Here is a 15,294-nt window from a genome sequence, read left to right as displayed (position 1 = left end):
CTTTGTATAATCCTTGAAAATCGTACCAAGAAACCGTCACATTCACACGGGTTTGTCCTATGGGTCGTCTGCGGGTCGGGCTATTGTTTGGCGGTCGCTCACGGGAGCATGAAGTTTCGGTGGTCTCGGCGGCAGCGATCGCCCAAGCCTTTACCGAGGGCGACAATCGCGATCGCTATGACGTGATTCCGATCTACATCCAAAAAGACGGTCGCTGGCGCTCCACAGACCGCGTTGGCATCCCCGAGGGCGCAACACCAGAGGACTCCCTGTGGCAGTTTCCTGCGGTTGCCGAAACCATTGACGTTTGGTTCCCGATTCTCCACGGCCCCAATGGTGAAGATGGTACGATGCAAGGCCTGCTGCAATTGATGCAACGCCCCTACGTGGGTTCGGGGGTGGCTGCCTCGGCCATTGGTATGGACAAAATCTTGATGAAAACGGTCTTTGGGGCTGTGGGCTTACCCCAAGTGCGCTACGTAGCCCTGCAGCGCAGTGACCTGTGGTCGGATCCCTGTCGTTACAACCATTTGTGCGATCGCATTGAAACTGAATTGGGCTATCCCTGCTTTGTCAAACCTGCCAACCTTGGCTCCTCCGTGGGCATCTCCAAGGCCAAAAATCGCCAACAACTGACAACTGCCCTTGAGGCCGCTGCCGAACTGGATCGCCGCATCATTGTGGAAGCGGGTGTGGTTGCCCGTGAGCTAGAGTGCGCGGTGCTCGGCAATGATAAACCCCAAGCTTCGGTGGTGGGGGAGATTACCTACAGCAGCGAGTTCTATGACTACGAAACCAAATACACCGATGGCCGCGCTCAACTCCATATTCCTGCGGAGATTCCCCCAGCGGTGAGTGAGCAGATCCGCACGATGTCCCTACAGGCCTTTCAAGCCCTTGATGCCGCTGGCCTTGCCCGCTTTGATTTTTTCTATGTACCCAGCACTGGCGAAATCCTGATTAATGAAGTAAATACCCTACCGGGGTTTACCGCCCTGAGTATGTACCCCCAACTGTGGGCGGCGAGTGGTGTGCCCTTTCCAGAATTAGTCCATCGCTTGGTGCAATTGGCCCTAGAGCGGCACGGCTAGCTATTCCCCTGAGCAACGTAAAGAGTCATAAAGACACTGCATCTAGGCCTTGATTTTTTCTATTAAATAACTCTATAGTCATATAAGACTATAAAACTAGGCAGGTTATGAAGCGATCGTTGAGGGGCAAGCCCAGTCAGTGGGCAATGATTTGGCTATTTTTTCTAATTGCGATCGGTGGCCTCTGGTATCCGTGGCTGGGGTACCTCATGCTGGCCATGATGCTGGGTATTCCTGCGCTGGCCTATTTTCGTAGCCGCTATTGGTGTGGCAACCTCTGCCCGCGTGGCGCGTTCCTAGACATTGTGCTTTATCACTTTAGTCCCCACCGTCCCTATCCCAAACTCTTCAAAAAACAAAGTTTTCGCTGGGCGGTGTTTAGCTTCATCATGACGGTTTTTGCCCTTCGCATGACATTGGCATGGGGCAACTGGGTGGCGGTAGGTGGCCTCTTTGTCAATATGTGCGTCGTCACCTCCATTGTTGCGATTCTCTTGGGGGTGATCTTTAATCAGCGGGCATGGTGCGCGATTTGCCCGATGGGCACACTCCAAGAATCCTTGGGTAAACTGGGAAGTGGCCAGACGAAGGCGAAAAAGGCCAGTGCGAAAGCCACAAAATTGTTGCCCCCTGTGGAATGAGCGCGCGATCGCTAGAATTGAAGATATCCACCAACAGCGGCAACCAAGGTGAATAAACTGCAAGAGTGGGGCTTCAGCAAAGACTGGTGGCGCAATCAACGGGGAGAATTTTGGGTCATTGGCCAAACGGTACTCAGTATCGGCTTTATTCTCTTGCCAGTGGTCCGAGTGGTTAGCCTGCCCTTGGTGGTGCGCCTAGGATTGACCCTTGGCTTGGGTCTGATTGGCCTTGGTCTAGGCATGGCTGGCTTGTTTCACCTAGGGAACAACTTGACGCCCCTACCCCATCCCAAGGAGGACAGTCAGTTAGTGACCACGGGGGTTTATGGTTGGGTGCGCCATCCGATCTATAGCAGTGTGATCTTTTTGGCCTTGGCCTATGGTGTATGGCAAATGAGTCTTTCCCACGGGCTGGGGGCGATCGCCCTCTTTATCTTCTTTGACCACAAGGCCGCTCAAGAAGAACAGTGGCTGTTGGCCAAGTTTAAGGACTATGCCACGTATCGGCAAAGGGTGAAGAAACTGATTCCCTTCCTGTACTAAAATACTTAACACTAATTTTTGTACTCATTTATTGCCTAGGCCATTAAGCTACGCTATGATTGCAATCCCCTTGCGGAATCTTTGATGGATGTTGTCCTTTGTCATCAAATTGCTGATTTTGACACCCTTGGGGCAGCCGTCGGTGTCACACGCCTTTATCCGGGAACCAAAATTGTCTTGACTGGGGGAACCCATCCCAAGGTGGGGGAGTTTTTGGCCTACCATCGCGATGAATATCCCCTCATTGAAGCAAGAGCCGTTGACCCCAGTCAATTGCGCCAGATTTGGGTGGTGGATACGCAGTGGCGTCGCCAGTTGGGGCAAGCCGCAGGATGGCTGGATCAACCCCAAGTCCAAATTGGCCTGTACGATCACCATTTGGAGATGACGGGGGATATTGTCTCCCAGCAGCAATGGTTAGAACCCGTTGGAGCCACCAGTACTATCATTTGCGAGCAGTTGCAGACCGCAGAGGTTCGCCTCACACCCACAGAAGCAACGGTTCTTGCCCTAGGGATTCACGCCGATACGGGTTCCTTGACCTTTGAGCAAACCACGGTGCGGGATGTGCAGGCCTTGGCATGGCTGTTGAGCCAAGGTGCCAATCAGCGGGCGATCGCCACCTATTCCGAGGCTGGCTTGAGTGCAGACCTGCAACCTTATCTACGCCAAGCATGGGCAAATCTCCAGCAAGTAGTTTATCAGGGCTATCGGCTGGGCTGGGTGCTGCTGCATACGGCGGAGTATCTCCCCGGCCTCTCGCGGTTAATCACCCAATTGGCGGATCTCAGTGAATGCGATGCCATTCTCCTTGGGCATAGCTATCGCCAACATCATCTCGCCATTATTGCCCGCAGCCAAATTCCCAATGTCAATGTTGCCCATTTGCTGGCTCCCCTTGGCGGGGGTGGCCATGCCCAAGCCGCCGCAGTGACGATGACCACAGACCAGCCAGAGGCGGTGCTCAAAGAGATATTTACAGCGCTTCAAGCACAGATTCCCCATCCGCCAACAGCGGCAGAACTCATGTCCTCACCCGTACGAACAGTACGTCCAGAAACCCCCATTGCCGATGCCCACCGCGTCTTGCTGCGCTATGGCCACTCTGGTCTGTCGGTGGTGAGTGCTGCAGGGGAATTGCTGGGGATTATTTCACGGCGAGATTTGGATGTAGCGCTGCACCACGGCTTTGCCCATGCCCCGGTCAAAGGATACATGAAAGCACCGGTGCGCACGGTTTCCCCGACAACGCCACTGCCAGAGATTCAAGCCCTAATGGTGCAGTACGATATTGGGCGATTACCAGTGGTGAATAAGCAAGGTGATCTTGTGGGAATTGTCACCCGTACCGATGTGCTGCGCCACCTCTATGCCCTCAGCCGCGAAACGGAAACGGTCTGCCCCTTGCCAACCCTAAATCTTTACGAGGCACTGCAACAACGGCTGCCGGAGCAACTGTGGACACTACTACAACGGGCGGCAGCGATCGCCAAGGAACGCGGCTGGCAACTATACCTTGTGGGTGGCGCAGTGCGGGATCTACTGCTGGCGATCGCCCAAGGAAATCACCATTTACCGACACGGGAGTTTGATTTGGTGGTGGATGGGGTGCAACAGGAGGAAGCTGCTGGCGTGCATTTGGCACAAGCGCTCCATGACCTCTACCCAGAGACCGATTTACAGATCTACGGTCAGTTTCAAACCGCTGCACTTCACTGGCCGAAGGCCTTGCCCTTAGCCGGGTTTGCTGTGGATATTGCCACCGCCCGCAGTGAGTTTTATCCCTATCCAGCCGCGCATCCGGAAGTGGCTGCCAGTTCGATTCGCCAAGATCTCTACCGCCGCGATTTTACCATCAATGCCCTAGCCATGCGCCTAACACCACCGCGCCATGGGGAAGTCCTTGATTTTTTTGGCGGACGGGAGGATTTGCAGCGGCGACTGATTCGGGTGCTCCACCCCAATAGTTTTATTGAAGACCCGACGCGGATTTTTCGAGCCGTGCGCTTTGCTGTGCGCCTTGGCTTTGACCTAGAGCCGCAAACCCGCCAGTACATTGAATATGCCCTCACCAGCGGTGTCTTTGCCACCCGCGATCGCCCCACCTCAAAACGGCCTTCCCTCCAAAGTCGGCTGCGCAATGAACTGCGCCACATCCTTGAACTGCCCCTTGCGCCAACGGAACACTTTGGCGGTGAGCGTGCCTTGACGTTACTCGCGGAATTGGGTGCCCTTGAGTGTTTAGATCGCCAAGTCACCTTTGATCAGGCGGCCAAGGTGCGCTTGAAATTGGTTTGGGAGTGGTGGCCAGAAGTGCCTGAGCGGCAAGAGTGGCAAACCTTTCCCCTGTGGGAGCTAGAACTCTTGGCCTTGATTGTGACTGTCCCCACGGCGGGGGCGATCGCCCGTCAACTGCAACTGGGGGAGCACATCTGTGAGTGGCTGGACACTTTTCCTCAATGCCAACAGGAGTGGCAGAGATTGCGGCAGAGCCAGCAACAGCGCAGTCGCTACTGTGAATTTTTAGAGCGTCACCCCTTACCCGTCATTGTGCTTTTGGCCGCAGTACAGCAGGCAAAAGGTAGCGCAGCCGATTTAGGGGATGTCGCCCTATTGCGGGAGTATCTCTGGCATTGGCGATTGCAAAAGCCGCCCCTAAATGGCCATGATCTGCAACAGTTGGGCTATCCTCGCGGACCGCAGTTACGGCAAATTCTCCTTGCCCTGCGATCGGCAATGCTTGATGGCCTTGTCAGCGATCGCCCCAGTGCCATTGCCTATGTTGCAGCCCATTTCCCCAAACCATGAATTGGTTTCGCTCTGTCATTGGTCAACCAACCGCTGTGCAACTCCTGACCCATGCCCTCGATCGCCAGCGACTCGCCCCCGCCTATCTCTTTATTGGACCTGAAGGGGTAGGCCGTGCCCTCACTGCCCGCTGTTTTCTGCAAGCAATTCTCAACGAGGCCAGTGATCTCAGCAACCACCCGGATGTCCTCTGGATTGAACCCACCTACAGTGTCCAAGGGACGCTCTACACCCGTCGCCAACTCCTCGCCGCTGAGAAGGAGATTCCCCGCAGTGCCCCCCAGATTCGTCTAGAGCAAATTCGCCAACTTAGCCGTCACCTCAGCCAACCGCCGATGCGTGCGTCGCGATCGCTAGTGGTCTTGACCCAAGCTGAAACCATGAACGAAGCCGCCGCCAATGCCCTGCTAAAAACCCTCGAAGAACCGGGGCGTGCCACGTTGATTCTCATTGCTCCCAGTCCGTCAGCACTCTTGAATACGATAGTTTCCCGTTGTCAGAAAATTCCCTTCTATCCCCTCAACCGTTCCGATCTCGAACAGGTCCTGCGACAGGTCGCCCCCCCTGAATTTTGGCAGGAGGTTAGCCCCGCCCTCTTTGACCTAGGAGCTGGCTCCCCAGGAGCAGTTCTGCAAGCGTGGCAAACATGGCGAGAGATTCCTGAGCCGTTCCGCCACCTCGGCAAACAACTGACCACACCCCTCCCTTTACAAACTGCTTTGGAATTGGCACGAGATATTAGCCAATCCCTTGATGTGGAACGACAGCTCTGGCTCCTCGGTCTAATGCAGCAGCAAATTTGGCAAGGGGGATCGTTCCCGCAGAAGGTGTCTATGCTTCAGCAATTGGAGCGTGCCCGTCAGTATTTGCAGCAGTACGTTCAGCCTCGCCTTGTCTGGGAGGTGTTACTGATGCAGTTGGGGACGGTGTGATAGGCTATCGGCAGCAGTTGGGAAGATAAATAGACAGATGATGGCGAAACAACAATGGCTGGGGGCGATCGCGATCGCGGTGCTCTTGGGGGGATGCCAGTCGGCAATAAATCGCTTAGAATCACCGGCAGTCGCGCGTCCGGAGAGTGAAGGGGTTACTGCTGATGTGGCGGTGGCACGCTTGGAACGGCTGGAAACAGGCTCAACCCTGACAGGTACCACTCACCCCTACCGTGAAGTGATGGTGCGATCGCAGGTGGAGGGACAAGTTCTTCACCTGAGTGTAGATGTGGGCGATCGCGTGCAAGCGGGGCAACTGTTGGCGGAGGTGGATCCCGTTGTCCTCAAAAATGCCGTCTTTGCAGCAGAGGCAGAACTGGCTGCCCGTCGCAACGAGGTGATCCAAGCCAAAGCCGCCGTCAATCGCGCTCGTACAGCCGTCGAAGAAGCCCGTCTTACCCTCCAACAGGCGGAAAGTGACGCCCGCCGCCTTGAAACCCTGCTGCGGGATGGTGCCGTCTCAGCACAAGCAGCGGAACAGGCACGCACAACGGCGCAAACAGCACGGCAGGTACTGCGGTCTCGTGAAGCAGAGGTGGTGACCGCCCAACAGGGGGTGGCCGTTGCCCAAGGTCGGGTGCAAGCCCAAATCGCCTTTGTCCAACAGGCACGGGCACGGTTGAATCAAGCCCTCCTGCGATCGCCCCTCAATGGCGTGGTGCTAGAGCGACTGACAGAAGTGGGCAACCTACTGCAACCGGGGGGAGAAGTTCTTCGCCTTGGCGATATTCGTCAACTCAAAGTTGTTGTGGAAGTCTCGGAACGGGAATTAGCGAGATTAGCTCCCGGCCAAGGGGCAACAGTGACGTTTGATGCCGTGCCCAACCGCACCTATGAAGGACGGATTACGCGAATTTCACCTGCCGCCGCCGCTGCCCGTCTGATTCCTGTGGAAGTCGTGATTGACAATGCCGATGAACGCTTGGGCAGTGGTTTACTGGCACGGGTGGCCTTCCAAGGAGCGAATGCGCCGCGCTTGATGATTCCGCAATCCGCCCTCAGTGGTTTTGAGGAGGGGCAACTATCCTCACGGCAAGGCAGCGTTTTTGTGGTGGTTGGCGATCGCGTGCAGGAGCGGCAGGTCACCCTAGGCCAACGGCGGGAGGGCAAAGTGGAAATCCTCAGTGGTTTGAATGCCGGCGATCGCTATGTCGTCCGTTCGGGTCGGCCCCTGCGGGACGGGGATAAAATTCGCCCCAGCATCCTCTCTGAAGGCTAACTAGAGGTTTATTGGCGCACAATTGTCTCGTAGGGGTGCCACGAGTGCAGTGCCCGCAGTTGCGGTGTTTTCTTCTGCTGGTGGGCTTCCATGCGGGCAAGGACATCATCGAGGATATCTACTGCCAGTCCCACATAGGGGCCTTTGTTGAGCATGACACACTCCGCTCGCTCCGCCATCGCCGCATCCGTGATTTCTGCACGGGAGGGCACGCCTTTTTTCACCAAGTTTTCAAGGACTTGGGTGGCCCAAACCACGGGCACATGGGCGGCTTCACAGAGCCAGAGGATTTCCTCCTGCATTTCTGCCAAGCGTTGGTAGCCAATTTCAACCGCGAGATCACCCCGGGCAATCATGACGCCAAAGGGTTGCCGACCCGCCGCTTGGATGATCAGTTCTGGCAGTGCTCGAATTGCTTTCGGGGTCTCAATTTTGGCAATGATGCCCATCTGGTCGGCGCGATCGCCACAACAATGCTCCAGTTCCCGTTGCAGTAGGGCAATATCCTCGGCGGACTGGACGTAGGAGTAGCCAATGATGTCGGCATGGCGGCAAGCAAAGGCCAGATGCTCGCGATCGCTTTCGGTCAGAGGACACAGGCGCAAATCACTGTCGGGGAAGTTCAAGCCTTTGGCCACTTTCAACCGCTGTCCTTCTTTGCAGTGGGTGATAGTCAGTTCCACCCCTTGCTCATCTTTGCTGACAATGCGACCGCCAATGTGGCCATCATCAATCCAAACCCGCTGCCCCACCGCCAATTGCGGCAAAATTTCTGGCAAGGAGCAGGTGAATTGCGGTATTTCTCCACCATCAGGGCAAATTTCCGTTGTCAGCCGCAGGCGATCGCCGCCGTGGACGCGCACCGTTTCCGGAAAAATGTCGGCAATGCGGGGTTTTGGCCCCCCCAAGTCCATGAGAATTTTGCAGGGTTGACCCGTAATGTGGCTTGCCGCTTGCAGGTGCTCAATCATCGCTTCCCAAGTGGCAGGGTCATCGTGGGCACAGTTGATGCGGGCACAGTTCATGCCCTTGCGCAGCAGGGTAATGCTCCATTGGGGGTCAGTCGCCGCCTCAGGGGGCAGGGTCACCATGATGCGCCCATGGCGTTTGCCGCGAATGGGTCCAAAGAGTTCTTCCGTCTGGCGGCGCAGTTGGCGATCGCCCGCAAAAAAGGCATCTAAGGGTGGGCGGGGGGGCAGTGACTCATGGGTATGGCACAGGGCGCCCAAGGTATTGATCACCGCATCCAAATTGGGGAGCACCCGCGACTCGATCCGTCCTAAGGACGATAACCCCCAAGGCATCAAGGCCATTTGAATTGCCCGTAGATCCCGCCAGCGCAAGGCCAAATAGTAGGCAAGATTGCGGGCACTAGGTATAAATTCGGATCGCTTAATTTTTGATTGCCACTGTTGAAAACGGGCTTCCCCCTCTTTAGTAATTTCCTGCCGCAGTTCTAACAAGCTATGGAGCAAGGCAACCGGTGAAACCGGTACAGTCGGTGCCTCCAGCAACATAACCGCCTCCTAGATGATTTTAAGGGAATTCATGATTCGGTTGGACTCATGGCAAAGCCAGATTTCATGGGGATTTGCGGGAAATTTAGTGATTCTTGAAAACCATGAATTGATGGCTTAACAATACCCCTCACTGCAAAACATAAATAAATACTTCTTTACATCACTCGGCTGCAACGAACGGTGGTGTAGGAACCGTTGTGCTTTCTGACACAACTCTATCTATCTTTCAGTATATCTGCTGACCTTTTTCGGGAATCTTAATTTTCTCCCAAGCAAAAGGATTAAGAGTTACTACAAGGGTTCCAAACCGATTTCCCAGTTCTGTTATGTTCTCAATAGAGATGTTCATTGTCTGGCCCTGACCAGTGCCCCTATGGATCGTCATTCTTCGTTGCAATTACTCAAATACTCCTATCAGTCCGCAGTGGCTTGGTGCCAAGAACATGGGTGGACAGATCTCTTTATTGAGCAGTACCAGTATTGGGCGTTTCCCCCTGGCGGCGTGATGCCCTTACCTTTGCCCACCGATGGCTTGCAATTCATTGACCTGCCGGCTGCCCCATCCCCGCAGCAACGCCGCCTACAGATGTTGGCACTGGCGATCGCCCTAGTCACCACGGGCTTGAGTGGCTGGCTGCAGTCTTTGCTCCCCCTCGTCATTGGCTTTAGCTGCTGTGCCCTTTTGATTGCCGCCCAAGAACCCTAGGGGGGATTCCTGATACACTGGAAAGCTGGCCTGCACGTTAGCGCATCCCCTTGATTGGCTTAGATTCAACCATAGAACAGCCACCTGTCTTGGCGAGTGGGACTCAATTCTACAGTCCCGGCTATTCATTCAGCTATGAGGTCGTGGGTGCCTGTTGTCGCCTTTTTGACCGCGAGCAGTTACCATGGCCCTGTTGCCGCATTGCTTGGCGCAGCAAAGAACCCAGTTGGCGGCGCATTGGGCGGCGGCTTATTCTCGACAGTGCCACAAAACGGCATCCCAGCTATTGGGTGCGCCACCTCGAAACGGGCGCCATGATGGTGATTACGCTCTATTGGGTGGAGTTATCCCCTAGCGATCGCCAGTGGTGGTACAGCAAAGACTTAACTTATTGCAACTAAATTGCAAAAACAAAGCCATCGTCCTAGAATATTTCTCAGATTGCATTTAGGAGAAATTCTCAACTATGCAGAAAGTCGGTCGCCGTGTACTCTTGGGCATGGGCGCTGGGGCAACGGCCTATGTCGCCCACCACCTCTGGAACCAAAAAGCAGAATCGAGCAATGCTCAACAGCGGCAGGCAGGGGGTGTGATCAATGTCTATTCAGCACGGCACTACGATACCGACAAAGCCCTCTACAACGGTTTCACCGAGCAAACTGGCATTCGGGTCAATCTCATTGAAGCTGAGGCCGATGCCCTAATTGAACGGATTCGCAGTGAGGGCAGTCGGAGTCCTGCCGATGTGTTGATTACGGTGGATGCTGGTCGCTTGTGGCGAGCCCAGCAGGCCGGTCTTTTGCAGCCGATTCAGTCAAGGGTGCTCAACAGCGTGGTGCCAGCCAACCTGCGGGAACCCCAAGGTCACTGGTTTGGCCTCTCGCGGCGCGTACGCGTTCTAATCTACAACAAATCCAGCGTCAATCCCAATCAACTGTCCACCTACGAAGACTTAGCTAATCCTAGGTGGCGGCGGCAGATTCTCACACGCAGCTCCAGCCATGTCTATAACCAATCCTTGGTAGGCTCACTGCTGGCGATTCATGGTTCTCAAAGAACAGAAGAGTGGGTGCGGGGATTGGTTGCCAACTTTGCCCGACCCCCAGAGGGAAATGACACTGCACAAATTCGCGCTTGTGCAGCGGGTGTTGGAGGTATTGCAATTACAAATCATTACTACCTCGCTCGATTAATGGCCTCAGATAAAGCAGAAGACCGCGCAGTTGCTGAGAAGGTTGGTTTGTTCTTCCCGAATCAGCGCGATCGCGGTGCCCACGTGAATATCTGCGGTGGTGGCGTGGTGGCGGGTGCCCCCAATCGGCAAGGGGCCATTCGTTTTCTCGAATACTTAGTGAGTCCCAAGGCGCAGGAGATGTTTGCCATGGCCAACTTTGAATATCCCGTGCGCTCCGGGGTACCCTTGCATCCGGTTGTGCGGCGCTTTGGCAACTTCCGTGGCCAAAATGTCAATGCTGCAGTGTTTGGCCGCAACAATGCCGACGCTCTGCGGATTATGGACCGGGTGGGGTGGCGCTAAGGTTCTAAAATGAGCGATCGCCCCCGTTGATCGTTCCTGTGTCTTGCGCCTTCATTGCCTACACGATTCTTCTGGCTGCTGCCCTCCTTGACTTTGGCCTTGGGGATCCGTGGGGCTGGCCGCATCCCGTGCGCTGGATGGGAGCCTATATTCAATCCCTTAGCAACGGGTTCAACTATGGCCAAGGCTGGCCAGTTTGGGGACAGCGGTTGGGGGGGGCGCTGCTGACACTGAGCTTAATCCTAGGTTCTGCCCTCATCAGTTGGGGGGTGGTGGCACTGGGAATGACGATTTCGCCCCTCCTCGGTTGGGGGATTGCAGTCGTGGGCACCGCCAGTGGCTTTGCGGGTCGTAGTCTGCGGGATGCAGCGGCAGAGGTATTGGCACCTTTGGCGGCTAGCAATCTTGAGGGGGCACGCCAGTCCTTGGCTAAGTATGTGGGTCGCGAGACTGCCCACTTAGAGGCGCCTGAGATTCTGCGGGCGGTTCTGGAAACGGTGAGTGAGAATACGACCGATGGCATGATGGCACCGCTGTTTTATGGGGCGATCGCCACCCTTATCGTTCCGCAACTAACCCCCTTGCCCCTCGTCATGGCCTACAAAGCTGCCAGTACCTTGGACTCAATGATTGGCTATCGCGAGCCACCCTACACCCACTGGGGATGGTTTGCTGCCAAAACCGATGATGTGCTCACGTGGTTGCCCTGTCGGTGGCTCGTCTTTCTAGTTGCCCTTTGCTCTAGGCAGTGGCAGCGGGTATGGCAGTGGTGTTGCCAGGATGCGCCCAAGGATCCCAGTCCCAATTCCGGTTGGAGTGAGTGTGCCTATGCAGCCGCTTTTGGCGTACGGCTGGGGGGTACGAATATCTATCGCGGCACGGTGAAAGTGAAACCCTTTTTAGGAGAACCGCTGCACCCCATTGATCAAGGCACGATTATTGCAGCTCTGCGGCTCAGCCGTTCCCTCTACCTGATCACCCTTACAGCCACAGGCGGCATCGTTTTGGTGTGGCATTTGGTGTGGCATAAAGTGTTTTCCATTTAGCAGTTCATCTTGGCCAGAATCGTTTAGAGTAGATGGATTAAGAAATAAAATTTAGAAACATTGGCCGTGGTTCAGCCCTCTCCTCTGCAAGGCCAGACACTGGCCGCTTCCTCCCTCTCCATGGCCGATCGCCTGTTGGAGATTTTTTTTAACTACAGTGCCCAAGGGCTACTACTGATTGGTGTTTCTGCCACCCGCCCACCCCAATATCAAGTCATTAGCGCCAACAGCATTGGCCAGCAGCTTTTGGGGAATCACCTCTCCGTAGCTTCACTGCTTCAGGATGGAGCACTGCTAACCTTTTTCGACCCCCTGACGGAGATTCCCCAGGCCATCCACAAGGTGCTGGGTCTTTTGGGGGAAATGACGGAGGCCGATCGCGCTTACCTCTTTGAACGTGACCCCGGTACCCAAGGGAGCTTTTCCAATACCTACGAATGGTGCGCCCCTGGCATTGAACCTCAGCAGGAACAGCTTCAGGGGATTGTGACTCAAGACTATCCCCGTTTTTTCGAAGAAATTCAGAGCCAGGATCATGTCATCTGGCCTTGCATCCAAAACCTGCCCAAGGATTCCCCTGATCGCCAAGGTCTAGACGTCCAGCAAATTCAGTCCCTCCTTGTGGTTGCCCTCAATCGCGGTGAGGAGTTGATCGGCTTTTTGGGATTAGACTTTGTACGTCAGGCTCATTCCCACCTAGAGACCCTCCTACCACTGCTGCAAGTGATGGGTCAAGTATTTACCAATGTGCTAGAGCGCCAAGAGATCGAGCGATCGCTCCGCCTTGCCGAGAGCCAGTACCGCAGTATTTTTGAAAATGCCACAGAGGGGATCTTGCAATCTAGTCCCAATGGTCATTACCTCAAGGTCAACCCCGCCTTGGCTCGCATCTACGCTTATGACTCCCCAGCGGATCTACAGGCTCACATCACTGACATTGCTGGTCAGCTCTATGTCAATCCGCGTCGCCGCGAAGAGTTTATCCAAGCCCTCACCGCCACTGGTACTGTTACCGACTTTGAATCGCAGGTCTATCGTATAGGTGTGAGAGCAGCATCCCTTGTGGAGTTTTCCACATAAGGTTAGGATGATGAATCGATTGGCCACTCCGCTTCCCTACATTGCCGCGCCTTAACCCCCACCTGCGATGCGAGGATTAGGGAGTGCAGGCTAAACATGTTCAAGGTCTGCTTATGCGTTTCTATTGGCTGAGTGCGGCAAGTTGTCTGAGTCTGATGTTTTTGGCAGTGGGCTGTCAAGCGGCAACGGTTCCCTCAGCACCAGTAGAAGCATCTGCAACGGTTACAACGTCCCCTGTGGCTGTATCTCCCCTGTACACCGTGCTGGATGAGTTTGGCCAGCCCCAGTTTCAAGTGGATGGGCGGAACCTGTTTCGCGATCGCCCCCTGCCCGCCCACCGCATTAGCACCGCCCCGATGAAGCTGCTGCAAGTGTTGCGTAGCACTCGCCAGTATTTTCAAGACTTTAGGGAAACAGACCCCATTACCCAGCGGGAGGGCATTCTGGCGATTCAGGGGGTGACGCTGCCCCAAGTCCTCGACACCCTAGACTTTATGATTGCGACGCTCACGGAGGATATTAGTCGCAAGCGCCCAATTCGTTTGCAAGACCCCGCATTTATTAATCGGCACTTTCGCGTCATTCAATGGCTGCCCCACAACCCCCGCAATCCGCATCAAACTAAGGAATTGCGCCTCACCAACTATGCGGTATTTACCCATCGCGGATCACGCACCCGCACAGAGACGTACAATACGGCGCTTTATGCTCTGCCGCCCCGTGTTCCCGATCAACCCGAGGACTTATTTTATAAGCAACTGACAAAGCAACAGGTACTGGAAGGGATTTTTGAACCGGGTGGCTCCCTCTATGGACGGGTGAAGCCTTTGGCCTACTTGACGAGGAGAGGGCTTGAGGATGCCCTGATGCAGGGGACGATTCTGGTGCAATTTACCGATGGCACTGAAGCCTTTTTCAATGTGGATCGCAATAATGATATTCCCTTCGTCAAGGGGGTTGATCCCTACGAGCAGCGACGCTACTGGTATTTTCGTGAAGTCCCTTTCCTTAAGGGCTATGGCAGCACCATTGAAAACAAAATCAATACCCAACCTGAGGTGACCTTTGCGGGGGATGTCTGGAATATCGGTCTTGGGCGAGTCATTGTGGTTGAAGATACCCAAGGCGGTCAGCCTAAACTGCGCCTCGGCGTGATTGCCGATACGGGGGGAGCCTTTATGCCCAATCTCTATCAGTTGGACTTTCTAGCGGGAATTTTTCCAGACCGTGCTACCTACCAAGCGGCTGCCCGTCGCATCCCCAATTATGTCCGTGCGTACATTTTGATTAAAAAGTAATTAAAAAATACCCCTAGCGCTGGCCGAGATATTTATGGGTTTGGGGGACGACGCGCACTTGGGTCAGCTGTGCCTTCAATTGCGCTTGCCACCTGAGGAGTTGTTCCGGGGTGGGTGGGGGGGTACAGCGACCGGTACCTACGGGCGTTACAGGTTGGAGAAAGACCGGGATATGGGGATTGACGCTGGCCACAAGGGTAGCGAGGCGGTCTAAATCAGCAGGATCCGTTGTTTGGGAAATAATCACTTTGCAAAAGACCTCGACAGGGGCGCGATCGCACAGGCGCAAAAAGGCTTCATGGGCTGACCAATGGCACTCACCACTGACGCTGGGGAGCTTAATGTCCATGCCGACACTATCGAGATAGGGAAGAATTTGCTCCAGTGCTTCTGGATGGTGTCCGCCAGTTTCAAGGTAGAGGGGCAGGGAGCTATGGGCTTTGAGGAGGGGCAAAAATAGTGCCAGTGTTGCAGCATGGAGCAGCGGTTCGCCGCCGGTGAGACTAATACTGTCGTGGATGGGGGGAGTATTGAGCTGCTGTACGGCTTCGAGAATATGGGCGGCAGTGACGGGATTGGGTACGGTTTGAAAGTAGCGATCGCCCGCTTGTGCTTCAATTAGGGCATGGGGGGGAACAAACCATGTGTGGGCACTGTCACAATAGGTGCAGCGGAGATCACAACCCGCCAAGCGAATAAAAATTTGCCGACACCCCACATTAGCGCCTTCCCCTTGAATCGCTGAGAACATCTCCACCAAGGGAAGCGTGATCGGCGCAAGGGAGGAATGATTGCTCGTTTGCTGCTCTTTTA

14 protein-coding genes are annotated in these 15,294 nt (G+C 55.0%); 12 read left to right on the top strand and 2 right to left on the bottom strand.

All coding sequences use genetic code 11. The features are described from left to right. The first annotated feature begins 59 nt into the window (after nucleotides 1-59). The 6 genes from RHK62_RS03490 to RHK62_RS03465 all read left to right on the top strand — a co-directional run bounded on the left by RHK62_RS03490 (nucleotide 60) and on the right by RHK62_RS03465 (nucleotide 7,294). A complete protein-coding gene (locus RHK62_RS03490) occupies nucleotides 60-1,091 on the top strand; it encodes a D-alanine--D-alanine ligase family protein (RefSeq protein WP_310453276.1) in 1,032 nt (343 codons plus the stop codon). A gap of 107 nt (nucleotides 1,092-1,198) precedes the next feature. After that, nucleotides 1,199-1,732, top strand: a complete 534-nt coding sequence (locus RHK62_RS03485; protein WP_302678977.1) for a 4Fe-4S binding protein — start codon at nucleotides 1,199-1,201, stop codon at nucleotides 1,730-1,732. 48 nt (nucleotides 1,733-1,780) lie between these two features. Next, entirely contained in the window at nucleotides 1,781-2,275 is a 495-nt protein-coding gene (locus tag RHK62_RS03480; RefSeq protein WP_206201260.1) for an isoprenylcysteine carboxylmethyltransferase family protein, read from the top strand. An 84-nt stretch (nucleotides 2,276-2,359) separates the two neighbouring features. Then, on the top strand, nucleotides 2,360-5,083 hold the full coding sequence (locus tag RHK62_RS03475) for a CBS domain-containing protein (protein ID WP_310453275.1): 2,724 nt from the start codon (nucleotides 2,360-2,362) through the stop codon (nucleotides 5,081-5,083). Next, nucleotides 5,080-6,015: a DNA polymerase III subunit delta' gene (locus tag RHK62_RS03470; protein WP_206201262.1), complete on the top strand. Its 936-nt coding sequence runs from the start codon at nucleotides 5,080-5,082 to the stop codon at nucleotides 6,013-6,015. Before RHK62_RS03475 ends, RHK62_RS03470 begins: the two co-directional genes overlap by 4 nt. Before the next feature lie 37 nt (nucleotides 6,016-6,052). Further along, nucleotides 6,053-7,294 (top strand): efflux RND transporter periplasmic adaptor subunit, encoded by a 1,242-nt coding sequence (locus tag RHK62_RS03465; protein ID WP_302678979.1) that lies wholly within the window; start codon nucleotides 6,053-6,055, stop codon nucleotides 7,292-7,294. Between the two features lie 8 nt (nucleotides 7,295-7,302). Here the strand turns inward: RHK62_RS03465 and RHK62_RS03460 are convergent, their stop codons facing one another. After that, a complete protein-coding gene (locus tag RHK62_RS03460) occupies nucleotides 7,303-8,811 on the bottom strand; it encodes a pyruvate kinase (protein WP_206201263.1) in 1,509 nt (502 codons plus the stop codon). Between the two features lie 376 nt (nucleotides 8,812-9,187). Between RHK62_RS03460 and RHK62_RS03455 the strand changes: the two genes are divergently transcribed. The 6 genes from RHK62_RS03455 to RHK62_RS03430 all read left to right on the top strand — a co-directional run bounded on the left by RHK62_RS03455 (nucleotide 9,188) and on the right by RHK62_RS03430 (nucleotide 14,481). Further along, nucleotides 9,188-9,520 carry a hypothetical protein gene (locus RHK62_RS03455; protein WP_310453274.1) on the top strand — a complete coding sequence of 111 codons (333 nt, stop codon included), beginning with the start codon at nucleotides 9,188-9,190 and terminating at the stop codon, nucleotides 9,518-9,520. A gap of 89 nt (nucleotides 9,521-9,609) precedes the next feature. Further along, nucleotides 9,610-9,921, top strand: a complete 312-nt coding sequence (locus RHK62_RS03450) for a hypothetical protein (RefSeq protein WP_310453273.1) — start codon at nucleotides 9,610-9,612, stop codon at nucleotides 9,919-9,921. A gap of 65 nt (nucleotides 9,922-9,986) precedes the next feature. Next, nucleotides 9,987-11,057 (top strand): Fe(3+) ABC transporter substrate-binding protein, encoded by a 1,071-nt coding sequence (locus RHK62_RS03445; RefSeq protein ID WP_206201265.1) that lies wholly within the window; start codon nucleotides 9,987-9,989, stop codon nucleotides 11,055-11,057. 38 nt (nucleotides 11,058-11,095) lie between these two features. Beyond that, the gene (cbiB, locus tag RHK62_RS03440) at nucleotides 11,096-12,103 is read left to right on the top strand and encodes an adenosylcobinamide-phosphate synthase CbiB (RefSeq protein WP_206201266.1); all 1,008 of its coding nucleotides are present in this window, start codon (nucleotides 11,096-11,098) and stop codon (nucleotides 12,101-12,103) included. Between the two features lie 66 nt (nucleotides 12,104-12,169). Next, nucleotides 12,170-13,183 carry a PAS domain-containing protein gene (locus tag RHK62_RS03435; protein WP_302678983.1) on the top strand — a complete coding sequence of 338 codons (1,014 nt, stop codon included), beginning with the start codon at nucleotides 12,170-12,172 and terminating at the stop codon, nucleotides 13,181-13,183. 113 nt (nucleotides 13,184-13,296) lie between these two features. Beyond that, nucleotides 13,297-14,481, top strand: coding sequence for a hypothetical protein (locus tag RHK62_RS03430; RefSeq protein ID WP_206201267.1), 1,185 nt, complete (start codon nucleotides 13,297-13,299; stop codon nucleotides 14,479-14,481). A gap of 13 nt (nucleotides 14,482-14,494) precedes the next feature. Here RHK62_RS03430 and RHK62_RS03425 read toward each other — a convergent pair whose 3' ends face one another. After that, nucleotides 14,495-15,232 (bottom strand): 7-carboxy-7-deazaguanine synthase QueE, encoded by a 738-nt coding sequence (locus RHK62_RS03425; RefSeq protein WP_225901699.1) that lies wholly within the window; start codon nucleotides 15,230-15,232, stop codon nucleotides 14,495-14,497. Between the last annotated feature and the right edge of the window lie 62 nt (nucleotides 15,233-15,294).

The sequence above is a fragment of the Thermosynechococcus sp. HY213 genome (assembly GCF_031460975.1).
Lineage (GTDB): Bacteria > Cyanobacteriota > Cyanobacteriia > Thermosynechococcales > Thermosynechococcaceae > Thermosynechococcus.
This window is presented reverse-complemented; position numbering and strand designations above follow the sequence as displayed.